Origin of the sequence: Pseudohongiella sp. (genome assembly GCF_011050365.1) — a bacterium.
GTDB lineage: Bacteria > Pseudomonadota > Gammaproteobacteria > Pseudomonadales > Pseudohongiellaceae > Pseudohongiella.
In genome coordinates this window covers 142,991-169,522 of sequence record NZ_DRFV01000002.1, presented here as the reverse complement: position 1 = coordinate 169,522, position 26,532 = coordinate 142,991, and the positions used below count along the sequence as shown (strand labels likewise).

The following is a 26,532-nucleotide window of genomic DNA, read 5'->3' as shown; positions in this document are numbered from 1 at the left end:
ACTATGCAGACACAGACAAGGGATGATCGGGCTCGACCGCTGCGACTGATACAGATCACGGACACGCATCTGTACAGAGACCCAGCTGCGGCCCTGCTGGGCTTGAACACAGAGGACAGTTTTGTGCGGGTGGTGGATCTTATCGCCCAACAGCAACCCGATCCCGACTGGATCGTGGCCACCGGCGATATCGCCCAGGATGCCTCGGTAGAGGCCTACCAACGCTTCGTTGATACCATTGCCCGGATACCTGCGCCGTTTTGCTGGATCCCCGGCAATCACGACAAACGCGACACCATGACCCGCACGCCGGCCTTCAAGGCCGCCTACATGGAACGCGTGCAACTGGGCAACTGGCTGATCATCATGCTCGACACCAGCGTGCCGGGCGAAGTCCATGGCCGGCTGTCGGACCAGGAGCTGGCGCACCTGGAGGCCAGCCTGGCCAGCGTCGGCTGCGACAAGAGAGGCGCCAATGATGAGACGGTTGATCACGCGCTGGTTTGCCTGCACCACAACCCGATTCCCGGCACCGCCAGCTGGATGCAGGAGATCGGCCTGCACAATGCCGACGCCTTCCTCGAGATTTTAAAACGCCACGACAGTGTGCGCGGTGTGGTCTACGGCCATATCCACCAGGCGCTGGATTTTGAAGCGCATGGTCAGCAGTTTTATTGCACGCCCTCCACCTGCATCCAGTTCAAGCCCGGTGTGGAAGATTTCACGCTGGACCTGCGCAGCCCGGCGTATCGCTGGTTTGACCTGCATGCCGATGGGCGGATAGAAAGCAAGGTTGAGCGTTTGCAGAATTACGAAATCAAGGTGGATCAAAGCGCTGGTGGCTACTGACGCTCCGTAACAAACAAAATTAGAGATGAAGGTTCCAGAAGTATGAGCAACACTTACAACTCAGACGCCATTGAAGTCCTCACCGGTCTCGATCCGGTGCGCAAGCGTCCGGGCATGTACACCGACACCAGCCGCCCCAACCACCTGGTGCAGGAAGTCCTCGACAACAGCGTCGACGAAGCGCTGGCCGGCCACGCCAAGACCATCACCCTGACCATGCACAAGGACGGCTCCATCGAAGTGGAAGACGACGGCCGAGGCATGCCGGTGGACATCCACCCGGAAGAAAAAGTCTCCGGTGTTGAACTGATCCTGACCCGCCTGCACGCAGGCGGCAAATTCTCCGACAAGAACTACAATTTCTCCGGCGGTCTGCACGGTGTGGGTGTGTCCGTGGTCAACGCGCTGTCGCATTACGTGGAAGTTAGCGTGCGCCGCAACGGCCTGGTTCACCAGATGCGTTTTGAGAACGGCGACAAAGCCACTGAGCTGAAAGAAATCGGCACCGTTGCCAAGCGCCAGACCGGCACCATCCTGCGCTTTCTGCCCGACGAAAAATATTTTGATTCATCCAAAGTTTCCATTGTCCGCCTGAAACACGTGCTGCGCGCCAAAGCCGTGCTGTGTTCCGGCCTGCGCGTGGTGTTTATCGACAACACCGTTGATGAAGACAAATCACAAAGCGAAGAATGGTTATACCAGGACGGCCTGATCGACTATCTGCTGCAAGGCACCGGCGACTCCATCACGCTGCCGGTCGAACCTTTTAATGGCGAGATGAAAGGCAACGACGAAGGCGTGGACTGGGCCGTGCTGTGGCTGCCCGAAGGCGGCGAGCTGTTGCAGGAAAGCTACGTTAACCTCATTCCGACCGCCCAGGGCGGCACCCACGTCAACGGCCTGCGCACCGGCCTGCTCGATGCCATGCGCGAGTTCTGCGAGTTCCGCAACCTGCTGCCGCGCGGCGTCAAACTGACTCCGGAAGATATATGGGACCGCTGCAGCTACGTGGTGTCCACCAAGATGAAAGACCCGCAGTTCTCCGGCCAGACCAAAGAACGTCTGTCCTCACGCCAGTGCGCGGTGTTTGTGTCCGGCGTGGTCAAGGATGCCTTCAGCCTGTGGCTGAACCAGCATACAGCTGACGCGGAACAACTGGCGGAGATGTGCATCAACAACGCGCAAAGCCGCATGAAGGCCAGCAAGAAAGTGGCGCGTAAAAAAATCACCAGCGGCCCGGCACTGCCCGGCAAACTGGCCGACTGCGCTACCCAGGACGTGATGGCCGGCGAACTGTTCCTGGTGGAAGGTGACTCCGCCGGCGGCTCCGCCAAACAGGCCCGCGACCGCGAAACCCAGGCCATCATGCCCTTAAGAGGCAAGATCCTGAACACCTGGGAAGTCGACTCCAACGAAATCCTCGCCTCCCAGGAAGTCCACGACATCTCCGTCGCCCTCGGCGTCGACCCCGGCTCCAACGACATCACCGGCCTGCGCTACGGCAAAATCTGCATCCTCGCTGATGCCGACTCCGACGGCCTGCACATCGCCACCCTGCTGTGCGCCCTGTTCGTGCGCCACTTCAAACCCCTGGTCGCCGCTGGCCGAATCTACGTCGCCATGCCCCCCCTGTACCGCATCGACGCCGGCAAGGACGTCTACTACGCCCTGGACGAAGACGAACGCATCGGCATCCTGGACCGCATCGCCGCCGAGAAGAAAAACGCCAAAGCCAACGTCCAGCGCTTCAAAGGGCTGGGTGAGATGAATCCGCTGCAGCTGCGTGAGACGACGATGAGCCGGGATACGCGGCGACTGGTGCAACTGACCTTGCCTGATGATGATGTGGTTGCTGGCAATAGTGCTACGGATGAGGCGCTGGATATGTTGCTGGCGAAGAAGCGGGCGGGGGATCGGAAGAGTTGGCTTGAAGAATACGGTAACCTTGCCGAAGTCGACTGATCAGTATGAAAAGGGCGCCCGCCAGGGCGCCTGATAGTCCCCGCAAAACTCCCCTTCGTCGTAATTAGCCCTATATTAGCCCATTGGCTACTTGTGCTATCCCCTTGAATCTGTTGAGATCGGTGATTGGCCTGCAATTCGTACCTGACAATTACGCGATTACGCCTGCGGGCGGTAGGATGCCTCAAGCGTGATCGATGTGTGCGTCGCGAAGATAGCAAGCAGGCATACCAACCCTGATAAATGTGCGCTCGTATATAGAGACTACATTATCAAGAGCTTGTGGGGTTTTGAACTGACTCTCAATAATTTGGCTAATGGGGTTTTTGCCTTTCTGTATTGAGATAGCGTGCAGAACTGACTAAGAATCGTGCTGGCGCGCGATACAAATGTTAGGCACAAATAACACCGGAGATGTCAGTGAGAAACAACGGCATAAAGCTAAAGATGGATATTGCCCACATCTCGTTCATGCGGGGTACAGCCAAATCAATATCCAGCGGCAACAGTGAAGACTATGTAACTAAAATGGACATGATCTTACCAGTTGCATTCGGAAAAATACCCGATGGTGTTTATGCTGTTGAATACGATGACGATCGTATCGATGTGAAAATAACAACAATAAATGATAAGGACCAGGATCCAGTGTTCAATTATGCAAAGGATCTCAATATTGGCGCCTCTGGAAGCGGTTTGGATGTTATACCGTTTGAGGCGTTTACGGACAATCGAGGTATATATCCAACTATTTTAATAACAATAGTATTTCCGAGAAGAATTGCCACATGGGTGGATGACACCCATGAAACTGGAATAAGAATGGATTTTGATTATGAAAAATTACAAATAACAGGCGTCCCAGATAATGAAGAAAAAATCCGGGCTATCCTTGTAGTTAATAGGCTTATTAAATCTTTAAAAATCGAAGACCTAAAGAGCATATCGTATGACGATGTAACGGTGTTCTTGGAGACATACTTTAAAAAGACAGATAAAACACCTTTGCTCCTAAAAGTAAATGCACTTACAACTAAAGATGCATATAAAAATGCAGTTTATGATTATGTATTGCCGAATCTCAACGATTCAGAAGTTAGTCAATCACTTTATAATTACCAAGAGCATTACTCTAAGAAAAAAATTAGCATTGAGAAAGAACTCAAACAAGCAATAGAAGAAGTAATCGACAGCGTTCTTAAACATCATATTGAATATCGTCGATGGATTGAGCCGTTCTGGGATGGCCAAAGGACTATTAAACAAAATAATGAAGAAATAGTAATACCTAGAACTCCTAAAAACGAAACAAGAATTCAACCAACACTTCATGTAATCTTAGATATGGCTTTAATGCCATTAGGCATTCAAGTTATCCGAGAAAGTGATGAAGGGGTAGGTTCTTTAGACTTTCGCTTTCTTTTCACAACAGATGAAGGGCTGCCTTTAACTGTTGGTACAGAATTTAAAGTTGCACATCATAAAGAGATTAAAAAGGGAATTACAAAGCAACTTCCAGCCTATTTAAGATCCATTAGATCAAAAAGTGGCATCTTTGTAGTTATGTGGTTTAAAGACACCAAATATTTCAAGGAGCCAAAGAAGTATGAAATAGGGGGGATGGAGCAGTGGCTTGGTAAAGAGGCTTTGCGTATCTCAACAGAGTCTGGGATAGACGTTACTACAACAATACTAGACGCTTCGATTCGTCCTAGCGCATCAAGTCTGTAAAAGTGCTTAACAAATTCTTGCAGTCGGACCAAAACATTCTGTCGTGGCTTTTGCAAAAGGCGCAAAAAGCCACGACAGAATGTTATAGCCGCCGAAGAAGGGCATTACATGCCCGAGTTACCCATGAATTGTAGAGTCGGTCCATGGTGGCGCAACGATAAAACTAGAGTGAAAGGTATAAGAATGGACATATTCACAAAACTCAACAGGAAAAACATTCAGGACAGACAAATTGATACCCTTATCGGGTTGAGCAAAGGAATCACTGCCGACGGAAAAGTCGCTCAGGCAGAAGCAGAATTCCTACAATCTTGGCTGGTCCAAAATTGCCATTCTGAAAATCCGTTAGTCATAAACCTGCTAGGCAAAGTAGGTGCAATGCTACAGGATGGTGTGTTAGATGACGAGGAGTCTGCGGAGTTGTTTGCGTTGCTTCATAGTCTCTCAGGTGAAAAGTCGGAAATCGGTGAAATATCCAAGTCCTCCCGCCTACCTATCTGTAACCCGGCCCCGGATATTGTTTTTCCTGAGAACACATTTCTGTTCACAGGCACTTGTGCCTTTGGCACAAGACGAGAGTGCCAGAATGCAATTGAAGACTTAGGGGGAATCAATTTATCAGGGGTAACAAAGTCTCTAAATTTTCTCGTGCTAGGCACCTATGTTACCGATAGCTGGGCCCACGAGAGTTTCGGCCGCAAGATTGAAAAAGCTATGGCGTACCGGGACTCAGGGCAAAAGATATCCATAGTTTCGGAGGAGCACTGGCTACGGTCCACAGGATTGTTTTAGTTATCTCAATAAGATAACGTCATCACCCAGTTGATTTGGAGCCAATCGAATCCCCGTAGGAAACGACACGCGATAATTACTAATAACTATTGGTCGAACTATAAGAGACGATTCTGGTGCCTGGAATCAATGAAAAAGCCATATCGAAAGTCCTGGAAGGCGCTCGCCGCAAGCTGTTGGATACCGGCACGCGTAACCGGCTAGTACACGTCAACCGAGCAAATCAACGCTCAAACTCTCTTAATGTCATAAATGAGAGCGCGGACGAGATCTACTCAATACTGCGTGCCCAAGCAAAACGCATGCGCTTCAAAGCGATGGGCAAGGACAAAGTCAGCGACGAAGACGATATGCAACTGGCGGTAGCCGAATCGGACCTGTCTGCTGATCCGAACCGACTTACTGATAACTATATTGAAACACCGCTCGGACCAGATGCGCTGGCCCGAAGGCTTCTTAGGCTAGCAGGCGATGCCAAGACGGCTGAAGAGGAGCAAGGTTTAAACATCCTGTATCTGGCGATCGGGTTTCTGAAGTGGCGAGAGAGCCCCAGTTCGGAAATCCAGAGGGAAGCGCCCTTGATCCTGTTGCCAGTCCAGCTTGTGCGCAATGAAAGGACTTCTACATTTGATATTCAATGCCGCGACGACGATATCACTACCAACCTTCCGCTGCAGGCGCGACTGAAGCAAGATTTCGGCATCGTTTTGCCCGAGGTAGAAGAAACTGAAGGTTGGGCGCCATCGCAATACTATTCCCAGGTGACCGATGCCGTCTCGGGGCAAGCAGGCTGGAGTCTGGATGAGGATGGGATGCAGCTTGGGTTCTTCTCATTTGCCAAGCTCCTTATGCATCGTGACCTGGATCCAGATACATGGCCCAATGAAACGTTATCCGGGAATCCGCTGTTGAGAGGGATTCTATTAGATGGGTTCGAATCAGATGAGCCACTTTTTGGCCCCGCAGATAAGTTGGACGAAAAGCTGGATCCGGCAGACATTATTCAGGTTATCGACGCCGATGCTTCGCAAACAAAAGTCATTGAAGAGGTGCGCAAAGGTGCCAGTCTGGTAGTGCAAGGTCCTCCGGGTACAGGGAAGTCCCAGACGATTACCAATATTATTGCAGCCGCTGCCCACGACGGTAAGACAGTGCTGTTTGTTGCTGAGAAAATGGCGGCATTGTCGGTAGTGCACGATCGACTGGTTAAGTGTGGATTGCGTGATGTCTGCCTTGAGCTTCACTCAAGAACTGCTAACAAGAAAGCGCTGGCGCAGGAATTGGGCCGTACGCTCATGGCCAGCGCTGCGGTATTGCCTGGCGCTTCCGACCCCATGCAACTGCGAAAGACAAGAGACGAGTTGAACGATATCTCGAATCTTCTCCACGAACCTTTTAGCAACACTGGTGATACTCCCTTTAAGGCGATATCAGAGATCATTGGGTTCCTCGGTAAAGGTGCTCCACCACCGACTATACCATTGGATAAACTGGAAGAACTGGATGAAGACGCCAGGAAAGACGCGGTCAGTATCATTGCAGCGTTTGTCTCAGCTCTGAAGCGAGTGGGTACTCCAGATCAGCATCCTTTCCGAGGGACGGAAGACCTGGACCTGCAGCCAACAGATCTTTCGAGACTTGAATCAGAGATCGCAGCAGCAGTCCAATCAATAAGCGAGCTGGAGGCCGAGACATCTAGGGTTTCAGACATCATGCATCAGTCGATGCCTGAAACTATATCCGATGTGCTCAAACTAAGTCTGGTATTGAAATCTCTCGACAGCGCACCTGTGGGAGTTCATACATATATTAACGTGTTGTTTGCGCAAGCGCAGAATCCGCGGTTGATCGAGAGTCTCAATGCCGGTGTTTCGTGGGCGGAAGCTCATTCGGCGGCTTCACCCAAATTCAGCGCATCCGCGTGGTCCGTGGATCTTTCTGAAATTCGGGTAGCCATTGTTGGTGGTCAGACATCGTTCTTATCCCGTCTCTTTGGTAAATACCGCCGTGCCTCAAAAGAGCTCTCGACATTCCTATCTATTGACCTGCCAAAGGCTCCCGCTGAACGATTGGCCCTTGTGGAGGAGCTTGCTGACGTCCAATTGAAGCGGAAATCCCTCGCTAATGAAGAGATCTGGCTTCAGGGTGTGCTTGGTGGGTCTGAGTGGCGCGGTGAACGCACACCGTTTCTGGAAATATCCCGGGTTGCCAGTTGGTTATCCGAACTGAAGAATGCAGAAATATTTTCTAACTCAACGCAAGTCATTGAGGCGCTTGAAAGCCTACCGAATCCGGCCGCGACCGCCAAAGCATTGTCGGACCAGGCGAACAGGAGCCGGGAATTAATTGAAACTCCGCTGAAACGGCTCAAGCTGGAGCTTGAAAAGGCGGGATTTGGAGAAGATCTAGATTCTGTAAAGCTTGCCCAACTAAAAGCAACATTCGTCAACATGGTAGAAGATACATCCCGTTATGTAGAGTGGGCAGACTTTGCCAGAAGTATCTCGAGTGCCACTCGCCAAGGCGCTTCCCAAATCGTGAGATCGGTTCTCGATGGGACGCTGGACTCCACATGTGCTGTCCAGGAATTTACCTATGCGTGTGCTGAGGCGCGCTGGAACTACGCACGCCAGGCACGACCGGAACTGAATTCATTGGCCCAATTGGACCGCCATGATCTCGTTAGGCGCTTCTGTGACCTGGAGAAGGAGCGGATCGAGACAGCTAAAACCTTAATTCTTTCACGGCACTTCGATCAGGTGCCGCGAGGAAGTGCAGGGGAAATGGGTATTATTCGGGGTGAAATAGCACGCAAGCGAGGACATAAACCTCTGCGTTGGGTGATGAAGCACGCTGGAAGCATGGTGCAGAGAATAAAACCAGTCATGCTGATGAGCCCCATTTCTGTCGCGCAGTTCCTGCCCCCACTTAGCGTTAAATTTGATCTCTTGGTAATAGATGAGGCGTCACAGATAAGACCCGAGGATGCTCTCGGAGTGGTCGCACGAGCGCGACAGATTGTAGTGGTTGGCGATCAGAAACAGTTACCACCAACCTCGTTCTTTGAACGGCTTGTTGATGACGCAGAAGAAGACGGGGATGACGAAGATCTGCCGGTTGGCGCGACCGCGGCTGATATGGAAAGCATTCTTTCTCTTTGCGAGGCTCGAGGACTGCGTCAGAGAATGCTCGAATGGCATTATCGCTCTCGCGACCCGTCACTAATTAGGGTTTCGAACGCTGAGTTCTATGGCGATGGATTGGTTCTTCCGCCCTCGCCACTTCAACTAGACGAGGACTACGGATTGAAGTTCCGTAAGGTGCCTGGTGTATATGCCAGGGGCGGTAGTGGAGTGGGTCGTCAAGGTACCAACCGAATTGAAGCAGAAGCTGTTGTTCGTGCGGTGGCCGATCATGCGCGCAAGTGTCCTGACCTCTCTTTGGGCGTTGTCACGTTCTCAAAGGCGCAAGCGGATATGATAAACGAGGTTCTTGAGTACCAGCGACAACGTGATCCGGTATTGGCTGCGTTTCTGCGAGAAGGGAAAGCTGAAGACGTTTTTATAAAGAATATCGAAAACGTTCAGGGTGACGAACGCGATGTCATCCTTATCTCGGTTGGATATGGGCCTCAGCAACCCAATGGACCTCTAACGAACATGAACTTTGGTCCTATCAACGGAGAAGGAGGGGAGCGCCGCCTGAATGTACTTTTTTCGAGAGCTAGAGTGCGTTGTGAAGTGTTTGCTTCTTTTGACCCTGGGGATATCGATCCAAACAGAAACAAACGTGAAGGACCACGTGTTCTTAAACGGCTCCTCGAGTATGCCAAGTCCGGGATCATGGACGAGCGCGTGCCGACAGGACTCGGGGCGGATAGCTATTTCGAGGAAGATGTCGCCGACGTAATCACGTCTCTGGGCTACATTGCCGATCTACAAGTTGGTACTGCGGGGTTCCGCATTGACATAGGCGTTCGGCATCCCGATCGCCCTGGGCAATATCTCGTTGCAGTAGAGTGTGACGGCGCCGCGTATCACAGCGCCTTGTGGGCCCGTGAGAGAGATCGACTGCGACAGGGCATACTTGAAAACCTTGGATGGGAGTTCCACCGAATCTGGAGCACCGATTGGTTTCATCACCGGAAACGTGAGATTGAAAAGTTGCAGGAAAAACTGATGCAAGCGCGCCTGTCACTGGAAAACGGGATAAAAGTGACAGGAGCGAACGAAGGGGGATTTTATAAAGAGCCTGCCGACAGCGAATTCATCGAGGAGCCGATTGACATAGAACATTTGGTTCTAAGTGCGCCTCCATATGTTCGAGCCGATCTTTTAGTCAACTCGCAGCTCGAACCACACGAAGCCCCATTGTCTGTATTGTCGGGTCTCGTAGTAAAGATTGTCGAGATAGAGGGCCCCATTCATGTAGATGAGGTGGCCAGGCGAATCTCCAGTGCCTTTGGGTTATCGAAGGCTGGTAAGCGAATTGTAAGCGCTTCCGGTCGTGCCATTCATGCAGCAGTGAGAGACGGTCATTCGGTGAGAGTGGAAGGGTCGTTTGTGTTCACTCCAAGCCAGCTTGAGAATCCGCCGGTACGTGATCGGAGTGCAGAAACAGGTAATGTTCTGAAGGGAGAGTATTTGCCGCCGATGGAGATCTTGGAAGCTGCTCGGAGGATAAGTAATGAAAGTGGGGAAATGGCTCCCGAGGACGCAACAAAAGCCGTCGCCCGGCTGCTCGGTTTTCGGCGCGTTGGGCCGGATCTGTTTGAAAAGATAGGCAATACGCTGATCAATGCTTCGTCGGCGCCTGTTGCATAAGATATAGAAGGAACAACTAAATCGCCTAATTTCATGATTTTCTTAGCCCTACGAACAAAGGCTTTTTGATGGAAGAGATAAACTGGGTTTACGTAGTTCTATCGACTATGTCTACAGTGGCCACCGTAGCCGCGGCTTATGCCGCACTCACTTCTTTGCGTATCAGTCGTCAAGCCAACCAAGTGTCTGAGAAAAGTATTTTAGCAGCACACCATAGTTCGGCAGCTTTTGAGTTGTCGAGTGCGATCTCTAAGCTGAAGGAGGAAAGTAGCGATTTCTCAGACTTTGCTTATAGTATGTGGGCTGATTGGCCAAGAGATATAGAAGGATGTGATGATCGAAGCGCAGGAGGCATAGATCCACGGCCATTGCGCCATGTCCTCACAAATGCTAGTGAGATGTTGGTGGGTCATGGCACTTCAAACGAGCGGGAGTTTAGGTTAGCACAAAACAGAATGTTTTCGATAATTAGGGATGGTGTAGCCGGTTTGAATGAGCTCGAGTTCAATGAACTTCTAAAGAAGGCAGATCACGAACACGATTACTTCGAAAGCATCTTTGGTACCCCGTCCATAAAAAGGAACATTGGTGATACCAAAGCATTTAGGTGGGTTTGTTATCAGTTGACTAGGCGTGTCGGTACTGATAAGTGGCAAGAGATCTGGATAAGGTCGTGGCACGACGGTGGGTGGATGAATAAATACCGCACTGAATTCTCAAAAATACAAACCACCCTTTCAGATGTACTCGCCACTTTAAGAAGAGAGCGAGGTAAGATCGCTTTAAGCGTATACCCCCTTAAGTCTAACCCTGTATTAGATGCCAAGTACAATAGTGTAGTGAATGCCGTAGAAGTGCTGCTAGATGACTGCAACCCTGATCTGATGGAAGCATATAGCGACTTCGAAGATGACGAGGATGCTTATTTGTTAATAGTCTATTCGATGGGAATTGCATATTTCGCGATGAAAATTTTGGGCTCTTTACATCTGGATAGCGACAATTGAAAGTAAACCGTAATTTTGCTTGGCAGTTTTCTGCGCCCCTGCCCATTTATCATCTAGATCGAATCTTCGAGAATGGGGCGACGTGTGACGTATTGGGCCCGGTAACTTGCGCGGTGTATCCCTTCAATCCTTATCGATAAAACCAGAATAGAGAGTCGGGTGTGTTGGTAGAATAGATTTGATAGCAAGGTTCATTTTTTTGATTCAGGATGCAATAAGGCAATGGCGCATGGAACAGTCTTTTTCAGTTAAGAATTTTCGAAGTATCTATGATATCGACCTAAAGAATAGAGGTGATCTTGAGCGTGAATACTTTGAAGATGCCTATAGAGAGAGGCTTAGAATAAGAGCTACCAGAAGACTAAAATATCGATTTCTGTACAAATACAGGAAAGGTCTGATAAGAAAAGATCACTTCGAAACAAGCGTTGAAAAAATAAAAAAGCTACTGGAGGCAAGGAAAGGAAAATATAACCAACTCGTAACTGCTGGAATTGAGAAAATATGCGATAAGGTCAATAGAAAGGCGTACAGGCTTCCTTTAGTGAAATTGCCTGAAAAAATTTCGGGGAAAGATGTTTTTACAATAGGAAAAAGCGCAGAAAGTGTATTCGTAACTAGGCATTTGCAAAATATTCTAAGGAATACATACGAAGTAAGACAATCTCATCGCGATTTGATTGTGAGCAGGCTTAAAAGTATTTGTCTGGATGCAAGTCCCAAATATATTATTAAGGCCGATGTGAAAGATTTCTACGAAAGTATTGGGCATAAAGCGCTAATCAAAAAACTGCATTCATCGTCAAGGCTGTCTGTGCTCCCCAAAAGAATACTAACTCAACTTCTGAAATCATATGCAGTCTTGGTAGGTTGTGATAAAGGGCTGCCAAGAGGAGTTGGATTGAGTGCTTACTTGTCAGAAGTCTATATGAAAGAGGTAGATGAAGAGCTAGGCAACAGTCCAGATTTGACTTTTTACTCCCGCTACGTAGATGACTTGATAATAGTGTTTTCGCCTAATGTAACTATAGATAAGGTTTGCTATTTACAAATCGTACAGAAAGTTATCGCGGAAAAAGGGCTCTGCCTAAATAACAAAACTAAAGATATTGACTTGACAAGGGGGCAAACGAAAGAATTTGAATATCTGGGTTATCGATTTTCGTTTAAAGGGAAAGATGTAGTTATAAGGCTCAGTGAAAAAAGAGTAAAAAAGTATAAAAACCGCATCGATAGAGCATTTGGTCAATATTTTAACAAGTTTAATTATAATCCTAATAAAGCAGCTGAATTACTAATAGACAAAATGCGATTCTTGACGGGTAACGCCCGACTTCTGAATGCAAAAAGAAGGGCATTCACCGGTGTTTATTTTAATAACATGTATATAAACGACGTTAGTGATTTGGAAGAGATAGATTTGTATTTTCGATCAAAGTCGATTGCGGTGACAGATCCCAGGCTACTTAAGCGTTTAACTAAATTCTCATTTGTCAAAGGATTTAGGAGTAAGATTTTCAGGAGTTTTACTACTTCTGAATTGAAAAATATAACAAGGGGCTGGAAAGATGCCTAAAAAAACATTGTCAATCAACTTTCCCATTGAAAGGGTGATTCTTTCAGACTTGCTCCCATATGAAGTTCCTATAACGTTTTCGAATAGGCACTTCTACAATTTTATAGTCGATAACCAGCTTAAGTTCTCTAATGATTATTTTTCTTGGAAGAAAAAAGATGCTGCTTTTGATAGTTTGGTAATGCTTATACTAGGTTTGCCTAAAAGCAAACAAATTCAGAAGATTGAATGTAACGGGGAGTGGTATAGCAAAGTAAGTGCAAAAAATATAACCCCATTTACTATTCCATTTACATTCAATATATCGCATAAGACTGACCAGTATAGGCACCTATCTTTAATTCACCCAAGGTCCCAGATTGTTGCAGTGAGTTTTTATAAAAACCACAAGGACTTAATTACCTATTACTGCGACCAAAGCCAGTTTAGTCTTAGGTCTGCTAAGCGAGTAGCTGGTTGTACATACGTAGATAAGAAATCACTTATCGAGCAGTTTGATTCTGATGGTGAGAACATAGAGGTTGAGGGTGAAAACTACGAGAACTTGAAGTCATTCTTTGTGTACGGCAAATATAACAGTATTTTTAATTTTTATGAGTCGGACGAATATCATGATTGCGAGGGTAAGTATGGATTCTTGTCTAAGCTTGATATTGCGAATTGCTTTGCTTCGATATATACGCACTCCATTGCTTGGGCTGTATACAGTAAAGGATATGCGAAAAATAATTTAAGTAAGACCAGGTCAACTTTCCCAAATATTTTTGATAGTTTGATGCAGCAGCTAAATTACAATGAAACTAATGGGATTGTGATTGGGCCGGAGTTGTCCAGGATTTTCGCGGAAATTATATTGCAGGCCGTCGATGGGGAAATAGTTTCAGATCTAGAGACGAAGGATGTTCTATTTGGTAGAGACTATCGTATTTATAGATACGTAGATGATTTCTTTGTCTTTTATAGCGACCATGAAGTATTTTCCAAGATTAAAGCTTCTATAAGTCTTTGCGCGACGAGATACAAGCTTAGCCTAAACAAGAGTAAGGAAGTTTTTTTTGACAGACCAATAGTTACACCAATTACAATAGCAAAAAAGAAAATTGCTGATCTTTTATCAGAAAAACTTAAATATAGAATTGAATATAAAGAGGATACAGAGGAGATTATAAAAGCAAGTTTACATTTTCGAAAATCGAGTTTAATAACAGATTTCAAATCTGTTCTCTATACTTCGGATGTATCTTATAGCGATATCCTGAACTATACTCTTTCGATACTAGAGAAAAAAGTACGAAAAATATTGGTTGACTATACTAAGATTCCTAAAGACGAAGTTGTCGATAAACAACTTGTAAGTGCATTAGTTAATTTGATTGAATTTTCTTTCTTTATTTATTCTATGTCGCCTAAGGTCAATGGAACCATTAAGCTCTGCAGAATTATGCAGCAGATTATACTTTTTGTCGATGACCGGCCTCTGGGTATTGAATATGGAGACGTTATATTTCGTTCGATATTTAATGGTTCCTGTTTAGTGTTAGAAAATATTGAGGTGGAAAATGAAACTCCAATCGAAACACTATACTTGCTAGTTCTATTGCGGCAGTTGGGGCGATCCTATTGGCTTGATGAGGTTGCCTTTTGTAGATATTTTGGCATAGTAGACAGAAAGGGAAACGTTGTGGTCGAGAAAGACCTGAACTACTTTTCTATTGTGGTTCTGCTGTTTTATGTAGAAAATAAGAAGAGGTATGATTTTGTCAAAAAGCCGGTTGAAGATTTTATTCTTGAAAAATATAAGAAGAATTCTGAAACTATCGGTATTGATAGCGAAATTACGCATATGACACTTGATTTGATGGCATGTCCATACATTAGTAGTCAATGTAAAAATAGTATTCTGGCAGCGAATGATGTCCCCAAGGAGTTTAGAAAGAAGGTAATAAGCTATTGCTCGACTTGGTTCACTAAGTGGTCGGGATATGATTTCGCAAAAGAGCTGGACGCTAAAGTGAGTCAGGACGTATACTGATATCCAGTGCATCGTGCAACTTAATGGCTGTTTGCAGCTCACACACCAGCACGCATTGGGTAGACATCGTCCTACGCATGGAGGTGACTACCTGAGTGGTCCGCATGAGCCGCTCGGTCTCGGCGGTTCTACTTAAAATGGGACTACTAGGCGAAAGCTTTGTGGTCGCATTGAGGGTAGGACTGTCTAGACTCCTCTTATGAGCACTACCCGCATCACATTTGTCTTTTCAATAAATGCGAGATCGTTGCTTAGCCTTGGTTTTTTCATAGCAGACGCCCTCTGCTACCCTGCCATGCTCCTCAAAAGCCACGAGACATAGGGACGGAATCCATGCACCCACTCAACCCCATCAGAATCTCCTTCCTAGTGCTCTTTGCTCTCCGGCCCTTCCAAGCCACCGCCCAAACCCCCATCATCGCCGACCTGGTAACCGATCGCACCCACATCACCCCCGGCAGCGAAACCACGCTCGTCATTGAAATCACTAACCCCGCAGACTCCGGCATATCTGTCGAACGCTACGGCGGCGCCGGTTACAGCTCCAACCACGGGCAATTGCAGCCATACGCGGAACTGCAGGTAAATAACTCCTGCGGTCAGCCACTCTGTCCGGTGGGTTCTGCTCAGGGGTTTCCGCTACACCCCGGCACCTCTGCACAATTCTACTGGAATACACTTCAGGTCAGCGCCGGTGCACCTACGGGTCATATGATCAGGATTTCCGACATCAGCCTGAAGCTCACGGACGCTTATTCCAGGAGCATCAATGACGTGCACCTACAGCGCGACTTCGTGGCGATTGTTGCGCCCGACGGGCAGGGAGATCCCGCTGCACTCAGCGCGTTAAATACCACCAATCCCAAAGCGGGGTCGGCAGACATCAAGGCCACGTTGGTATTGGACTATCCTGACACGGTGAGTGCCGGCAGCCATATCGAGGTGTCGGGCACCTTGCACAATCAGGGTGATGAGCCCATTGCCGGGCATTTTATTCTGGGCTCTGATCGTCACTTGGGCAGTCATGTCAACGCGTTCCGGCAGGTTTCCTGCCGCTTCAAGTGTCTGTACAACGGTCAGTTCCCGCTCAACCGGGGCGACAGCATCGATGTGCTGTTCCGGCAGATGTACTATGAGGATGATTACCTGTTCTCCGGCAACCTGCACATCCAGGGCCCGCATGCCATTGTCACCGATAGCCTGGGGCGCACGGCGTATGTGTACGGGGATGACATTCATGTCGACGTCGTCCAGTCCGGGGCCGAGGGTGCGCCGGCGGTGTATCCGGCAATTCCTGAGCGTGAGCCCCTGGCGTTGATCACCTCCAGCGACCCGTCGCCTCGCCCCGTGGTGCTTGACCCCAATACCGGCAAACACTGGATACCGCTGTCGGCCAGCCAGGGCATGTCGTTCTCCCAGGTGGTGGCAGAAACCAGAACCGGCGGGCGCTTTGCCGGCTATTCCATTGCCAACTCCGAAGAAGTCAAAACGCTGATGCTCAATCACATCTATGCATCCGGACTGGACTATCCCGAGTACGCGTTGTTTGGGGGCCACAAGGACCTGCATGGCGTCACCGGCAGCTTGCTGGATCTGCTTGGCGAGACACTGGCCAGCGACCATGTTGGCGGTCAGACCCGCTATGCTCTGGGCATGGTGGCCGATGTGCCTGAGCCCGGCGCAAAAACAGTCACGATGGATGTCCGCCAGCAGAATGGCACCTCCGGCATATTCGGTGTGACCGGCAGCTTCTGGCTGAATTCCTTTGGCACCACTCAATACGAAGGCATGGCCACCTGGCTGGTGAAAAGCCCGGCCAGAACCGGCGGTGTGCATGCCGTGCAAAGCGCCGATGCGGTGGATTTCCGTTATGGCCAGTTGTTCATTTCCTCAGTCGACGTGGATGGCCAGACCTACCAGGTCAGTTTCCGCGTCATCGACAAGCATGACCTGACCCTGGAGCTGGTCTCCATCGTCGATGAGTTCAGCCGCGAACCGGCCGCCCTCTACGATGTGCAGAACCTGATCCTGCAGATCCCGCGCCTGGGCTATTTTGTCTTCCCCGACGACACCGTCTACTTTGATGTGGAGATGGTGTTGGTGCCGGGGACTGGACCGATGCAATTTCGGGTGGTTAGTGCGGAAGACGTAGACGAGTGAGCAGAAGTGGGTGGGAATCGCCCGGGACACTAAACGGCCCTCGATACTCACTTGACGACGATATCAATAGTGATACCATAAAAAAATGGCAAAAGATATTGATCGTTATACTTACCGGGTTACCTGGTCTGAAGAATATCAGGAACATGTAGGGCTGTGTATTGAGTTCCCCAGCCTTAGCTGGCTTGCAGAAAATCCCGAGAAAGCATTCAAAGGCATTCGGCAATTGGTCCATGAGTGCGTTAGTGACATGAATGAAAACGGGGAGGACATTCCCGAACCACTATCAGCAAAAAACTATAGCGGTAAGTTCATGGTTCGTGTTCCGCCAGAGACTCATCGCATGCTTGCCATTGAGGCTGCCGAATCAGGCGTAAGTCTGAACCGGCTTGTCTCCAGTAAACTCAATTGAGCCGGCATGCGACAATCTTACAAGTAAAAGTGAAACCGCGAGCCCGCGTGTCAGAGCTCACCCAGGCAGCAGATGGTACGTGGGTTGCAACACTAAAGGCACCGCCTGTGGACGGTAAAGCCAATACGGAACTGGTGGGTCTTGTGGCGAAGAAGCGGGCAAGGGATCGGAAGAGTTGGTGGGAAGAATACGGCAATTTTGCAGAAGTAGACTGATTGGTTGCTAAGGGGCGTCTTGTATGCCCCCTCCTCAAAAAAGCATCGCGCTGTAATTGGCCCCATATTAGCCCTTTGGCTACTTGTGCTATCCCCTTGAATCTGCTGATATCGATCAACGGCTTGAAAAGCCGCCAATGCGCGAGGTCGGTGACAGCGGGTAGGCACACTTATTCCGATAAGCGGATTGCCTATTTCGATAGGGTTCCGGACTGTTTTTAGTATTAATGCCTACTATATTCTTCAAACCGTCTGAGGCATAACGCCCCTGCAATTGAATTTCAAACCAATATGGAGTGAGCCATGACTATGCTAAGAATAAAAATAATGCTTTCAACTATTTGCTTGTTTATCGTTTCACCGGTTTTAGCCCAGGGCCAGAACGGCCAGCCATTTCAGAACCTGCAAGACCAGATCGGCAACCTGCAAGCGCAAATTAATGCTATGCAGACGGATAGCAGCACTGCGCCTATAAATCTTGAGGTTGACTGCAATAATGGTGAGTCAATCAGTGGCGCAATAGCCTCGGTCGGAGGCGCGCTCAATCGGCTCAATATTGAAATTGCTGGTGAATGTACGGAGCAAGTGTTTCTGAGCAGAAGCAACGTCCATCTTCAGGGAGTTTCTGCGGACGCCGGGATCACAGGAAACTATGCGTTATTCGCGGTGAACGGTGCGTCCAATATTTCAGTCGATTCGCTTACTTTGGACGGGGGGCTTGCTGCGCTTGCCTGTCTCGAGAATTCTGCGGTGTATGGCTCAAACCTGGTGCTGGAAAATTCTGGTAGTGGAATTCTGGCCCATTCCGGTGGCGCCTGTGAGATCAGAGATTCCATTCTGCAGAACAACAATCAAGGCATGACTATAGGCACCAATGGTGTGGTTGATGCAAAAGGAGTGATTGTGCAATACAGCAGCGGAACAGCAGCAAATGTCTATGCCGGTGGCAGCCTTACCTTGAATGCGTCCGCGTCTGGAGCGTCTCTGATCAGAAACAATCGTTATGGCTTGAGCATTTTCGCTAATGGCAGTTTGCGGCCACTTAGTGTAGTTATCGAGGACAATCAGTCTATCGGAATTAACCTGTTCAGCGGTGGTGCTCTGGTTATGGATAGCTATACCAGCGGTGGCCTGGTAGTTCAGAATAACGACGGGCATGGCATTATTGTACAGCCACTTTCCTCTGCTTCTTTTCTCGGACAAGTAAACCTCAACAATAATGAAGGCATGGGCTTGGTCTGTATCGGCGTACACAGTGCCGGAGGGTTGGAAAATGTTCTGGCTGCAGGTAACGCTAACGGTGATATCAGTGGAACTTGTGTGTTTCAGCCCAACTGATTGGGATGCTTGGGGAAGTAGAGTTGGGTAGCTGCAATCAGAAAAAGCGGTATGCACTCCCTGTTTAATTAAAGCGTGATCATCTGCCGACAATTCGACATATAGGGCACACTCATAACTGAAGAAATATTCCTGAAGTTGTTAAGTTGGTTGTGAGTGATGCCCATTTCCCAAGGCTGTTGATCTAATTAGCTAGTTTGCGCGGAATTTACGCATGATTGTGTGCCCTGAAGGCTCACTATTCGGCAAGATTATAGATATGAGTAAAATTGAGGTCAGAGTTTTAGGGCCGCATGATTGGCAGCGTTATAAGTACATCAGGCTGGCTTCACTATTGGATTCCCCGGATTCTTTTGGCTCAACTTACACAGGAGAAGCCGCGTATCCCGATTCTGAATGGCAGTCACGGCTGGATCCGGCTGCCCGAGCCAAAAACGCACTCCCTCTGGTTGCTGAAACGGACGGGGACGCAGTAGGTCTGGCATGGGGGTTGATACACGACCCCGATCCGCGCATCGCCCACATCTACCAGATGTGGGTTTCGCCGGCTCATCAAGGCAAGGGTGTTGCCAGGACGCTTCTTGATGAGATCAGAACGTGGGCAATATCCAGAAGGTGTGAACGGCTTGCTCTATCAGTCACGACAAATAACGATGCGGCTGTTGGTCTTTACCTGGCATCCGGATTCACCGCCTCTGGTCCTCTTGAGGCGCTCAGGCCCGGCTCTGCACTCACTGTGCAGACTATGACTATGGAGCTGCGCAGTGACTGAGCGTGCACCCTGGCCCATAGCACCCGTCTGGGTACTTGTGCTGTCTCCTTGAATCTGATCATATCGCTTGTGCGGCTAGTATCCGCAATCGCCAACTGTGCAAGGAGCATTCGCGGGTTGCCATTTACCCTGATTAGCTCGATAACAAGGAGATTACCCATGCCGGATCGCATTGACCTTACCCCCGGATACGCCCAGACAAACTCCCGACTAAAACGCAGTATCAGATCCCTGCTGGCCTGGGCCTGTGTGCTCAGCCTTTGCTTTCTGTCCACACTGCCCATCCTCCCCTCGAAGGCGTCCGCGCAGTTTAAATCTGATGCTGTCTCCGCCGAGCAGATTGAACAGTGGTTGCAGGGAATGTCGGTGCAACTTATTTACCCCGAGGCCATTGAGGCGGGACAGACCTTTGTTCTTCATGCCCATGTGCACAATGGCAATGACCAGAGTGTGCGAGTGAGTATAGGCGCCGGACAGAACGAAACTGATGCCTATGTCCTGCAGCGGTGCCGCTTTCCCTGCGGCACGCAGGAAATTGCGCCCGGACAGTCGCGCTACATCACCGTTGGTCAGATGTACTACGCCGATGCAACGCTGCAGCACATGCCTAGTGTGACGATAGAGCCTGTGCTCTCCGTGATGCCAACGGATAAAGGAGTCAGCCTGCCTATTCCAAACAGAGCTCTGGACAGTATATCCATTGCCGTCAACAACCCGCCGGATCTTCCTGCACCCAATGCGGCGCTCAACCCGGTGCCGGAACGCCAGCCGCTGGTCCTGGCGGATCTGCGTGAACCTGAGGATCAACTGCTTGTGCGCGACCCCAATACCGGCTACGACTGGATACGCCTGCATGTGAGCGCCGGCCTGCGCCTGGAAGACGCGTTGCATGCACTGGCAACCGAGGACTATCTGCAGGGATTCCAGCTGGCACGAGCATCCCAGGTCGAACAATTGTTGCTGAACTACCTGCACGCGCAGGGACAAGCGGCTCAAGCGCTGAGCGTCCGCGGACTGGCGGCGAGTCATGAGTTTGGCGCCCCGCTTGCCGAGTTTGTGCGATTACTGGCCCCCGGTGTATCGGCTTCAATACCGGCCGCGCAAGGCGTCACTGCCAATGAGCCCGGCACCTGGGGTCCCAGCCTGCCAGTGGTTGCCTCAGCCACTGTTTACGGATACGAAGGGCCGCCCCAGACCGGCACATTCAGGCAGGCTATAGGTTTTTTGAACACCCTATATCCTGTGGTTGATAACGAAGGCGGCGCAATGGAGATGCCCGGCTTCTGGTTGGTGCGCGGCGCGCCAGAGCTAACACGGGCCGAAGACAGGGCCAGCTATCTTGACGACGAACTCGTCGTCCCGGCTTTGAAGATCGGTGACAGTTACTATCGCGCCGTGCTCGTCAACGTAGACAGCCGGCTTGGCATGTTCCGGGCGATCAGCCTGACCGAGCTGCCATCAACCGACAGCACGCCAGTGATGAGTGACCAATCATACTTCGACGAAAGCAGCGGGCTGCTGACGTTACCGGGTCTCGTACTGATGCAGACTGACGGTGCTGAATCGACTGCCAGCGCAAGCTTTCGCCTGATGCCGGAGACCGAGCCGCCGGTGTTCGAGCTGATCAGTTTTGAATAGCGAGCGCCACACCATAAGCGCTGAGCCAAAGGTCACAGGCACCCGTGCCTGAAAACGTTATATGGGATTTAGGTGTAACGCGAACTTATACCGCGCCTTCCCGCACGGCCTCAGCATATTCGGAATCAATGATGGTCTTGCCGATGGGACCCAGCGCCAGCCTCGCCAGTTTCAGATGCTGGATGCCAAACGGAATGCCGATGATGGTCACGAACGCAATCAGACCGATCCGCCACCATAACGCCCGCCTGACAGGCGAAAAAGGCTTGGCTAACATTAGGAACGAAGCGACGCAAGCCAAGTTTTTTACGTCCTTAGTTGAGGCGCTTGTTATGTTCTGACAAACTTGAATTCAGCATTACCTTTTCTTAAAAAATATAAAGCCACACAAGTTGCTACAAATGCTATGACAGCTCCAAACTCATCTATATACCAAGCAGAGTTTGAGTTTGTTACTGTGATAGGTGTGAATAACTTTTGGATAAATATATTCGAACTGGCATGATAAATAACCGCAGGCCAAAGGCTATTAGTTTTGATACGAAAGTACGCCATAATTATCCCTGTCGCAGTTATAAAAACTGAAAACACAAACAGCTGATAATATAATGGAGTTACGTCATTACCATATAACCCCAGAATAATTAGAGGCCAGTGAAATAATGCCCAAACAAATCCACTTACCAGTCCAACACCAGTAAAAGACATCGTTTTAGCAAGCTCGGGTACCAGAAAGCCTCGCCAACCAATCTCTTCGCCCAAAATAGACGGTATTGAGACAAAAAAACTAACGGTCGCAATCAATCCGAAATGAAAAATAAGTATAGAAATATCATTCCAATGACTTAAGTTATAGCTTTCTTTTTGACTGGACAGAAACTCAGCATTATAAAATTCACCGAAGCCAAACGCCCATATAATCAGATAGGAAATAAGCGCAATAATAAGTGGCAAAAGATAGCTTGTACGTTGATGCTTCCACTTGCCCCATTGCCAGCCCAGGCTCGATAATTTTCGCTTTCTCAAAAGGCAAGTAACCAATGTAGCCGCGCCAACTGACAACATTAATGGTGTCGCTTGGCCCATTCGATAAATTAGCCAATACCCTAAAACATAAAAAGCTACAACCAATATAAAAAAAGTCGCTAGAGTTAAAGTTGTATCTTTAGAGTTTTTCATAATGACCTCTGATTGGCTAAATTGAGTACATAACAGCCCCGTGACCAGCCCCCGCAGAGTAACCAGATGATATTGCCGATGGTGTGCATGCGTTCTTCCGAAAATCCTGATGTGATTGTTGTTGATTTGTACTTGTCTTAGAAGTTAGCAAAAACCATACCACTAAGTAATCATCTGTTTTTAAAGCTATTTCTTCGGGGCAACTACACAGGACATGGCGAAACATCCCAACTAGTTAGTGTGACCGCCAAAAACTCAGCGTCTCTTTCTTTTAATCCCTGGCTCTTAACCCCTGGCCCTTAACCCTGGCCCAGCAGACGATCGATGGTGTTGTCCTTGGCCTGCCAGCGCTCGTTAACCCACGCCTGCATGCGCGCACGATGCGCCTCATCGTTCTGGTAGTCGCCACCGCGCAGCTCTGCCGGTATGGGCAGGGTCTGGATGTCGACCACGATACGCCCGATGCGGTTGGCAAACAGATCGCCGAGTTCACCCACACCGTCGGGATAGGTGATGGTGACATCCACCAGGGTATCCAGCGATTCACTCATGGCATCGAGCACCAGCGCAGTACCGCCAGCTTTGGGTTTGAGCAGATGCCGAAACGGCGATTGCTGTTGTGCATGTTTGCCGGTGCGGAAACGCGTACCCTCGGCAAAATTGACAATGGACACCGGTATGCGGCGGAATTTTTCACAGGCCTGTCGGGTTGCAGCGACATCCTTGCCGGCCAGGTCGGGTCGCTTTTCAATCTGCTGCCGCGAATAACGTTTCATGAACGGAAAGTCCAGCGCCCACCAGGCAAGTCCGAGCACCGGCACCCAGATCAACTGGCTCTTCAGAAAAAAGCGCAACATGGGCAGGCGCCGGTTAAACAGTTTCTGCAAGACGGGAATATCCACCCAGGACTGGTGATTGCACAGCAGCAGAAAATGGCCCTCGGGCATGGCGTCGGGCAAGCCGGTCACCACAATCTCTGCATCGGTCAGGTGGTCGAACATCCAGCTGTTTACGTCGATCCAGCTCGCGGCAATGGCCATCAGCACCCGGTCACACAAGGTCTGAACAGGTCTTACACGCATGATCGCCTTGATCAATGCCACCACTAACAACGGCGTGACGTGAATGATCGAGTTGAGGCTCAACAGGATCGCGGCTATCGCAATGCGAAGGCTGCGCAGCAGTGTCATAAGCAACTCCCTGTGCATGAAGAGCACGAAAGGTATCTGCGAAGCAGGAGATTGTCCAGTTTCGTGCGCTCCAATGTTGCGCTACAGACGTATCACGTGTCCTTCCTGCGGCGTCACACCACCGGCCAGCAACTGCGCAAAGACCTGCTGCGCCGCGTCAAGGCCGTGGCCTTCAACGATTCTGAGCAACTCGCGTTGTGGATCATTAACGTGAGCGCCAAATCGCGACCAGGCATTGCCCAGCTGCTCACCGAAGGTCTGCGCTCCCCACTCGGCCGTGCGTTTGAGAATCTGATCGGGGGCAAAGAAAAACGTCGGTGCCGGGCCCGGAAGCGTCTGTTTTGTCGGCATTGCCACGGTCTGCGCCGATCCCACCACGCAGCTGTATGTCAGCTCACGGCAGTGATGATGAATGGCACTGCGCAGCTCGCGATCACCGGAGAAATCCACATACAGTGTGGGCACCTGTGAATCCAGCGTGTCCAGTTGCGAATAGGTCAGGGTGGTCCGGTAACAGCCGGAGCCGGCCACGAAGTCACGATTACGTTCCGACGTCAGCCCGATGGTTTCCACGGCATCGCCAATACAAAAACCCGTCCCATAGGCGGTCTTGCTGGATGCGCTGGAGATCACCACCCGCTTGGCGCCAAACCAGTTGTTGTCGGCGAGAAAGTCAGCCAGTGTAAATGAGGTGATAAACAGCGGCCGGTAGATCACCTGAAATGCCTCGCTGTCTGGGGTGTACAGCGGATCAACCTGGCAGCGCAGGTACTGATTGTAGGCAGCCGGCAGGGCCTGGCGATGCGCGGTACCGTCGCGAAAACCACGCTTGCCCACATTCATGGCCTGCACACGCAACACACTCGACGGCGGAAAATAGCCGTAGAAGCGCTCACCCTCACGGATACCATCGACCGCCGAGGCCACCACATTGGCAAAACCCCACACCGGCACCTGTCCCCAGTCTGCATCGTCGGTGGGAAAAAAGTCCCAGTAACGCATGGCCTCACCGTAGGCGGCATAGGTGACATTATTGGTGGTCAGCGAAAACAGGTCCGGCGCCAGCAGTACCTCCCCAGGCGCGGGTGCAGCGGGCGGTGACAGGTCCTCGATGCGCATCTGCGACAGCTCGTGTTTGTTGATTAACAGTCGGGCTTGGCGGTGTTGGGGCACGGTGTTCTCCTGATTCCAGGTTCTTGTTTGTCGTTGAGTCTATAGGAATCCACCAGGTACCGACAATTATCAATAGTGCTACCATAAGTATATGGCGAAAGATCGAGCCACTAGCAGGCAAATGCCGGAGGTGACCTATGAGCGATTATCAGAAAGCCAAGAAAAGAGTCGATGTGTCGACAGGCGATTCAGTTCGTATACTGCGTGAACTACAGGAAATGAGTCAGAATGACTTGGCAACTGCGTCAGGAATCCCGCAATCCACAATCTCTGCTATAGAGAATAACCGGGTCCGCCTGGGTGTTGAGCGTGCCAAGGTGCTAGCGAAAGCATTGCGTTGTCATCCAGCTGTGCTGGTTTTTCCTGGCTGGGATGTCGAGCATGAGTCCGCCGCATAACAACTACATCAATCACGCCCGGACGTTACGCAGTTTAGGGATGGGCTGTGGGCACAGCCCAAGAAGAAACACCCAATTCTAAGGCCGTTCTATTGCAAGTGACAGCGCTATGGGTATTGGTTCAGTGAGAGGGGGTCGCGCCACTATTGAGATCAGCTGAATGTCGATTATTGCTACAGTAATTCACACAATATCGTATATAAGCATAGCATCGTGCGCTTATGCAGTTTTCTCGAAGAAGCCTGTATTTTCATATTTAGCTGCTTTTCTGGCATCGCCGTTGTGTCTGTATACCGCAGCAGTTCCAGCATTTTCCTATTGGCCGTTGCTTCTTCCTCCGATGATTATTCTCAGCGGGCTGTGTATGAAACGGGGACATCCTACAACTGCTTTTCTACTTTCGTTGCCGTATCTGCTGTTCTCGGTATTCGCGATGATTTCAATTGTGACTATTATCCAGAGCCAGTGAGTCGCCACCACCGTTTACAATGTTATCGAATCCAGCAGGGTTCCACCTTTTCCTTTGTGTTCGCAGATACCATTTAAGCAATTAGTCCGCGATAATGGCGTCAGTTACCGTAAGAGGCTGCGTTAATGCTGTTGTACATTCTCGATCTTGTTGGCGTTGCCGTTTTCGCGATCAGTGGCGTGTTGGCTGCGCGTGACCGTGAACTGGATGTGCTGGGCGTGATCGTGGTGGCCGCTATGACGGCTATCGGCGGCGGAACACTCAGGGACCTCTTGCTCGATCGCCACCCTATTTTCTGGCTTACTGATATGACCTACCTCATCGTCATCATCGTGGCCGCATTGGCGACCATCGTATACGTGCGCCACCGGCCGGCTCCCCTGTTTAGTTTGCGTGTGGCAGATGCATTCGGACTGGCATTGTTTGCCCTGCTGGGTGCCAGCTATGCTGAGGCGGCACAGGCGCCGGCGCTTATCGTCATATTGATGGGCACCATGACGGGCGTCACTGGTGGTGTGTTGCGGGATATCGTGACGGCAAGAGTGCCGCTGATCATGCAGCGAGAAATCTATGCATCGGCAGCAATCGCGGGAGTCGCCGCGTATCTGCTGATGCAGGCAATAGGGGTGCCTCAGCCCGGCGCCTTCGTAGGGGGTGTGGTTGTCGTTGTGGCGTTACGCCTGGGGGCGCTGCGCTGGAATCTGCATCTGCCTACATTTCGGTGATAAAGTCCGTGTGGAGCACATTGTTCCCCGGTAGCCTATTAGGCTTATTTATCGAAGCAGTAGGCATGGATATGTTTGCACTGCTGTTCGA

20 protein-coding genes are annotated in these 26,532 nt (G+C 50.0%); 16 read left to right on the top strand and 4 right to left on the bottom strand.

Annotation, left to right across the window (positions count from 1 at the left end):
• Positions 1 to 3 precede the first annotated feature (3 nt).
• From cpdA to ENH71_RS02125, 14 genes are all read left to right on the top strand, one after another.
• The gene (gene cpdA / locus ENH71_RS02190) at positions 4 to 849 is read left to right on the top strand and encodes a 3',5'-cyclic-AMP phosphodiesterase (protein WP_294130238.1); all 846 of its coding nucleotides are present in this window, start codon (positions 4 to 6) and stop codon (positions 847 to 849) included.
• 42 nt (positions 850 to 891) lie between these two features.
• The gene (parE, locus tag ENH71_RS02185; protein WP_294130239.1) at positions 892 to 2,811 is read left to right on the top strand and encodes a DNA topoisomerase IV subunit B; all 1,920 of its coding nucleotides are present in this window, start codon (positions 892 to 894) and stop codon (positions 2,809 to 2,811) included.
• Positions 2,812 to 3,231: 420 nt separating this feature from the next.
• Positions 3,232 to 4,542 carry a DUF8371 domain-containing protein gene (locus ENH71_RS02180; protein ID WP_294130242.1) on the top strand — a complete coding sequence of 437 codons (1,311 nt, stop codon included), beginning with the start codon at positions 3,232 to 3,234 and terminating at the stop codon, positions 4,540 to 4,542.
• 183 nt (positions 4,543 to 4,725) lie between these two features.
• Complete coding sequence (locus ENH71_RS02175; RefSeq protein WP_294130244.1) at positions 4,726 to 5,334, top strand: BRCT domain-containing protein; 609 nt, start codon at positions 4,726 to 4,728, stop codon at positions 5,332 to 5,334.
• 116 nt (positions 5,335 to 5,450) lie between these two features.
• Complete coding sequence (locus ENH71_RS02170; RefSeq protein ID WP_294130246.1) at positions 5,451 to 10,157, top strand: DUF3320 domain-containing protein; 4,707 nt, start codon at positions 5,451 to 5,453, stop codon at positions 10,155 to 10,157.
• 68 nt (positions 10,158 to 10,225) lie between these two features.
• Positions 10,226 to 11,164 (top strand): hypothetical protein, encoded by a 939-nt coding sequence (locus ENH71_RS02165; protein ID WP_294130248.1) that lies wholly within the window; start codon positions 10,226 to 10,228, stop codon positions 11,162 to 11,164.
• 229 nt (positions 11,165 to 11,393) lie between these two features.
• On the top strand, positions 11,394 to 12,740 hold the full coding sequence (gene drt3a / locus ENH71_RS02160) for an antiviral reverse transcriptase Drt3a (protein WP_294137448.1): 1,347 nt from the start codon (positions 11,394 to 11,396) through the stop codon (positions 12,738 to 12,740).
• Positions 12,733 to 14,772, top strand: coding sequence for an antiviral reverse transcriptase Drt3b (gene drt3b, locus ENH71_RS02155; protein WP_294137445.1), 2,040 nt, complete (start codon positions 12,733 to 12,735; stop codon positions 14,770 to 14,772). The genes drt3a and drt3b overlap by 8 nt, the downstream gene beginning before the upstream one ends.
• A 333-nt stretch (positions 14,773 to 15,105) precedes the next feature.
• A complete protein-coding gene (locus ENH71_RS02150) occupies positions 15,106 to 16,932 on the top strand; it encodes a hypothetical protein (RefSeq protein ID WP_294137443.1) in 1,827 nt (608 codons plus the stop codon).
• A gap of 85 nt (positions 16,933 to 17,017) precedes the next feature.
• Positions 17,018 to 17,344 carry a type II toxin-antitoxin system HicB family antitoxin gene (locus ENH71_RS02145; protein ID WP_294137442.1) on the top strand — a complete coding sequence of 109 codons (327 nt, stop codon included), beginning with the start codon at positions 17,018 to 17,020 and terminating at the stop codon, positions 17,342 to 17,344.
• Entirely contained in the window at positions 17,341 to 17,559 is a 219-nt protein-coding gene (locus ENH71_RS16155) for a DUF167 domain-containing protein (RefSeq protein WP_294137440.1), read from the top strand. Before ENH71_RS02145 ends, ENH71_RS16155 begins: the two co-directional genes overlap by 4 nt.
• Before the next feature lie 303 nt (positions 17,560 to 17,862).
• Positions 17,863 to 18,897: a hypothetical protein gene (locus ENH71_RS02135; RefSeq protein ID WP_294137438.1), complete on the top strand. Its 1,035-nt coding sequence runs from the start codon at positions 17,863 to 17,865 to the stop codon at positions 18,895 to 18,897.
• 259 nt (positions 18,898 to 19,156) lie between these two features.
• Positions 19,157 to 19,669 (top strand): GNAT family N-acetyltransferase, encoded by a 513-nt coding sequence (locus ENH71_RS02130; protein ID WP_294137435.1) that lies wholly within the window; start codon positions 19,157 to 19,159, stop codon positions 19,667 to 19,669.
• Positions 19,670 to 19,828: 159 nt separating this feature from the next.
• A complete protein-coding gene (locus tag ENH71_RS02125; RefSeq protein ID WP_294137433.1) occupies positions 19,829 to 21,307 on the top strand; it encodes a hypothetical protein in 1,479 nt (492 codons plus the stop codon).
• Between the two features lie 85 nt (positions 21,308 to 21,392).
• Here the strand turns inward: ENH71_RS02125 and ENH71_RS02120 are convergent, their stop codons facing one another.
• The 4 genes from ENH71_RS02120 to ENH71_RS02105 all read right to left on the bottom strand — a co-directional run bounded on the left by ENH71_RS02120 (position 21,393) and on the right by ENH71_RS02105 (position 24,849).
• Positions 21,393 to 21,584 carry a YccF domain-containing protein gene (locus ENH71_RS02120; protein WP_294137431.1) on the bottom strand — a complete coding sequence of 64 codons (192 nt, stop codon included), beginning with the start codon at positions 21,582 to 21,584 and terminating at the stop codon, positions 21,393 to 21,395.
• A gap of 53 nt (positions 21,585 to 21,637) precedes the next feature.
• Complete coding sequence (locus tag ENH71_RS02115) at positions 21,638 to 22,486, bottom strand: CPBP family intramembrane glutamic endopeptidase (protein ID WP_294137429.1); 849 nt, start codon at positions 22,484 to 22,486, stop codon at positions 21,638 to 21,640.
• A gap of 299 nt (positions 22,487 to 22,785) precedes the next feature.
• Positions 22,786 to 23,676: a 1-acylglycerol-3-phosphate O-acyltransferase, YihG family gene (yihG, locus tag ENH71_RS02110; RefSeq protein ID WP_294137427.1), complete on the bottom strand. Its 891-nt coding sequence runs from the start codon at positions 23,674 to 23,676 to the stop codon at positions 22,786 to 22,788.
• Positions 23,677 to 23,757: 81 nt separating this feature from the next.
• Complete coding sequence (locus tag ENH71_RS02105; RefSeq protein WP_317622739.1) at positions 23,758 to 24,849, bottom strand: DUF2855 family protein; 1,092 nt, start codon at positions 24,847 to 24,849, stop codon at positions 23,758 to 23,760.
• A gap of 137 nt (positions 24,850 to 24,986) precedes the next feature.
• Here ENH71_RS02105 and ENH71_RS02100 point away from each other — a divergent pair, with 137 nt between their 5' ends.
• Together ENH71_RS02100 and ENH71_RS02095 are read left to right on the top strand one after the other, a co-directional pair.
• Positions 24,987 to 25,247 carry a helix-turn-helix domain-containing protein gene (locus ENH71_RS02100; protein WP_294137425.1) on the top strand — a complete coding sequence of 87 codons (261 nt, stop codon included), beginning with the start codon at positions 24,987 to 24,989 and terminating at the stop codon, positions 25,245 to 25,247.
• Between the two features lie 594 nt (positions 25,248 to 25,841).
• On the top strand, positions 25,842 to 26,441 hold the full coding sequence (locus ENH71_RS02095; RefSeq protein WP_294137420.1) for a trimeric intracellular cation channel family protein: 600 nt from the start codon (positions 25,842 to 25,844) through the stop codon (positions 26,439 to 26,441).
• The last annotated feature ends 91 nt before the right edge of the window (positions 26,442 to 26,532 follow it).

Bases quoted from the DNA above. Each gene is read 5' to 3' on its own strand.
- cpdA (WP_294130238.1), top strand. From the start codon at position 4: ATGCAGACACAGACAAGGGATGATCGGGCTCGACCGCTGCGACTGATA.
- parE (WP_294130239.1), top strand. From the start codon at position 892: ATGAGCAACACTTACAACTCAGACGCCATTGAAGTCCTCACCGGTCTC.
- ENH71_RS02175 (WP_294130244.1), top strand. From the start codon at position 4,726: ATGGACATATTCACAAAACTCAACAGGAAAAACATTCAGGACAGACAA.
- ENH71_RS02165 (WP_294130248.1), top strand. From the start codon at position 10,226: ATGGAAGAGATAAACTGGGTTTACGTAGTTCTATCGACTATGTCTACA.
- drt3a (WP_294137448.1), top strand. From the start codon at position 11,394: ATGGAACAGTCTTTTTCAGTTAAGAATTTTCGAAGTATCTATGATATC.
- drt3b (WP_294137445.1), top strand. From the start codon at position 12,733: ATGCCTAAAAAAACATTGTCAATCAACTTTCCCATTGAAAGGGTGATT.
- ENH71_RS02150 (WP_294137443.1), top strand. From the start codon at position 15,106: ATGCACCCACTCAACCCCATCAGAATCTCCTTCCTAGTGCTCTTTGCT.
- ENH71_RS02145 (WP_294137442.1), top strand. From the start codon at position 17,018: ATGGCAAAAGATATTGATCGTTATACTTACCGGGTTACCTGGTCTGAA.
- ENH71_RS02135 (WP_294137438.1), top strand. From the start codon at position 17,863: ATGACTATGCTAAGAATAAAAATAATGCTTTCAACTATTTGCTTGTTT.
- ENH71_RS02130 (WP_294137435.1), top strand. From the start codon at position 19,157: ATGAGTAAAATTGAGGTCAGAGTTTTAGGGCCGCATGATTGGCAGCGT.
- ENH71_RS02125 (WP_294137433.1), top strand. From the start codon at position 19,829: ATGCCGGATCGCATTGACCTTACCCCCGGATACGCCCAGACAAACTCC.
- ENH71_RS02120 (WP_294137431.1), bottom strand. From the start codon at position 21,584: ATGTTAGCCAAGCCTTTTTCGCCTGTCAGGCGGGCGTTATGGTGGCGG.
- ENH71_RS02115 (WP_294137429.1), bottom strand. From the start codon at position 22,486: ATGAAAAACTCTAAAGATACAACTTTAACTCTAGCGACTTTTTTTATA.
- yihG (WP_294137427.1), bottom strand. From the start codon at position 23,676: ATGACACTGCTGCGCAGCCTTCGCATTGCGATAGCCGCGATCCTGTTG.
- ENH71_RS02100 (WP_294137425.1), top strand. From the start codon at position 24,987: ATGAGCGATTATCAGAAAGCCAAGAAAAGAGTCGATGTGTCGACAGGC.
- ENH71_RS02095 (WP_294137420.1), top strand. From the start codon at position 25,842: ATGCTGTTGTACATTCTCGATCTTGTTGGCGTTGCCGTTTTCGCGATC.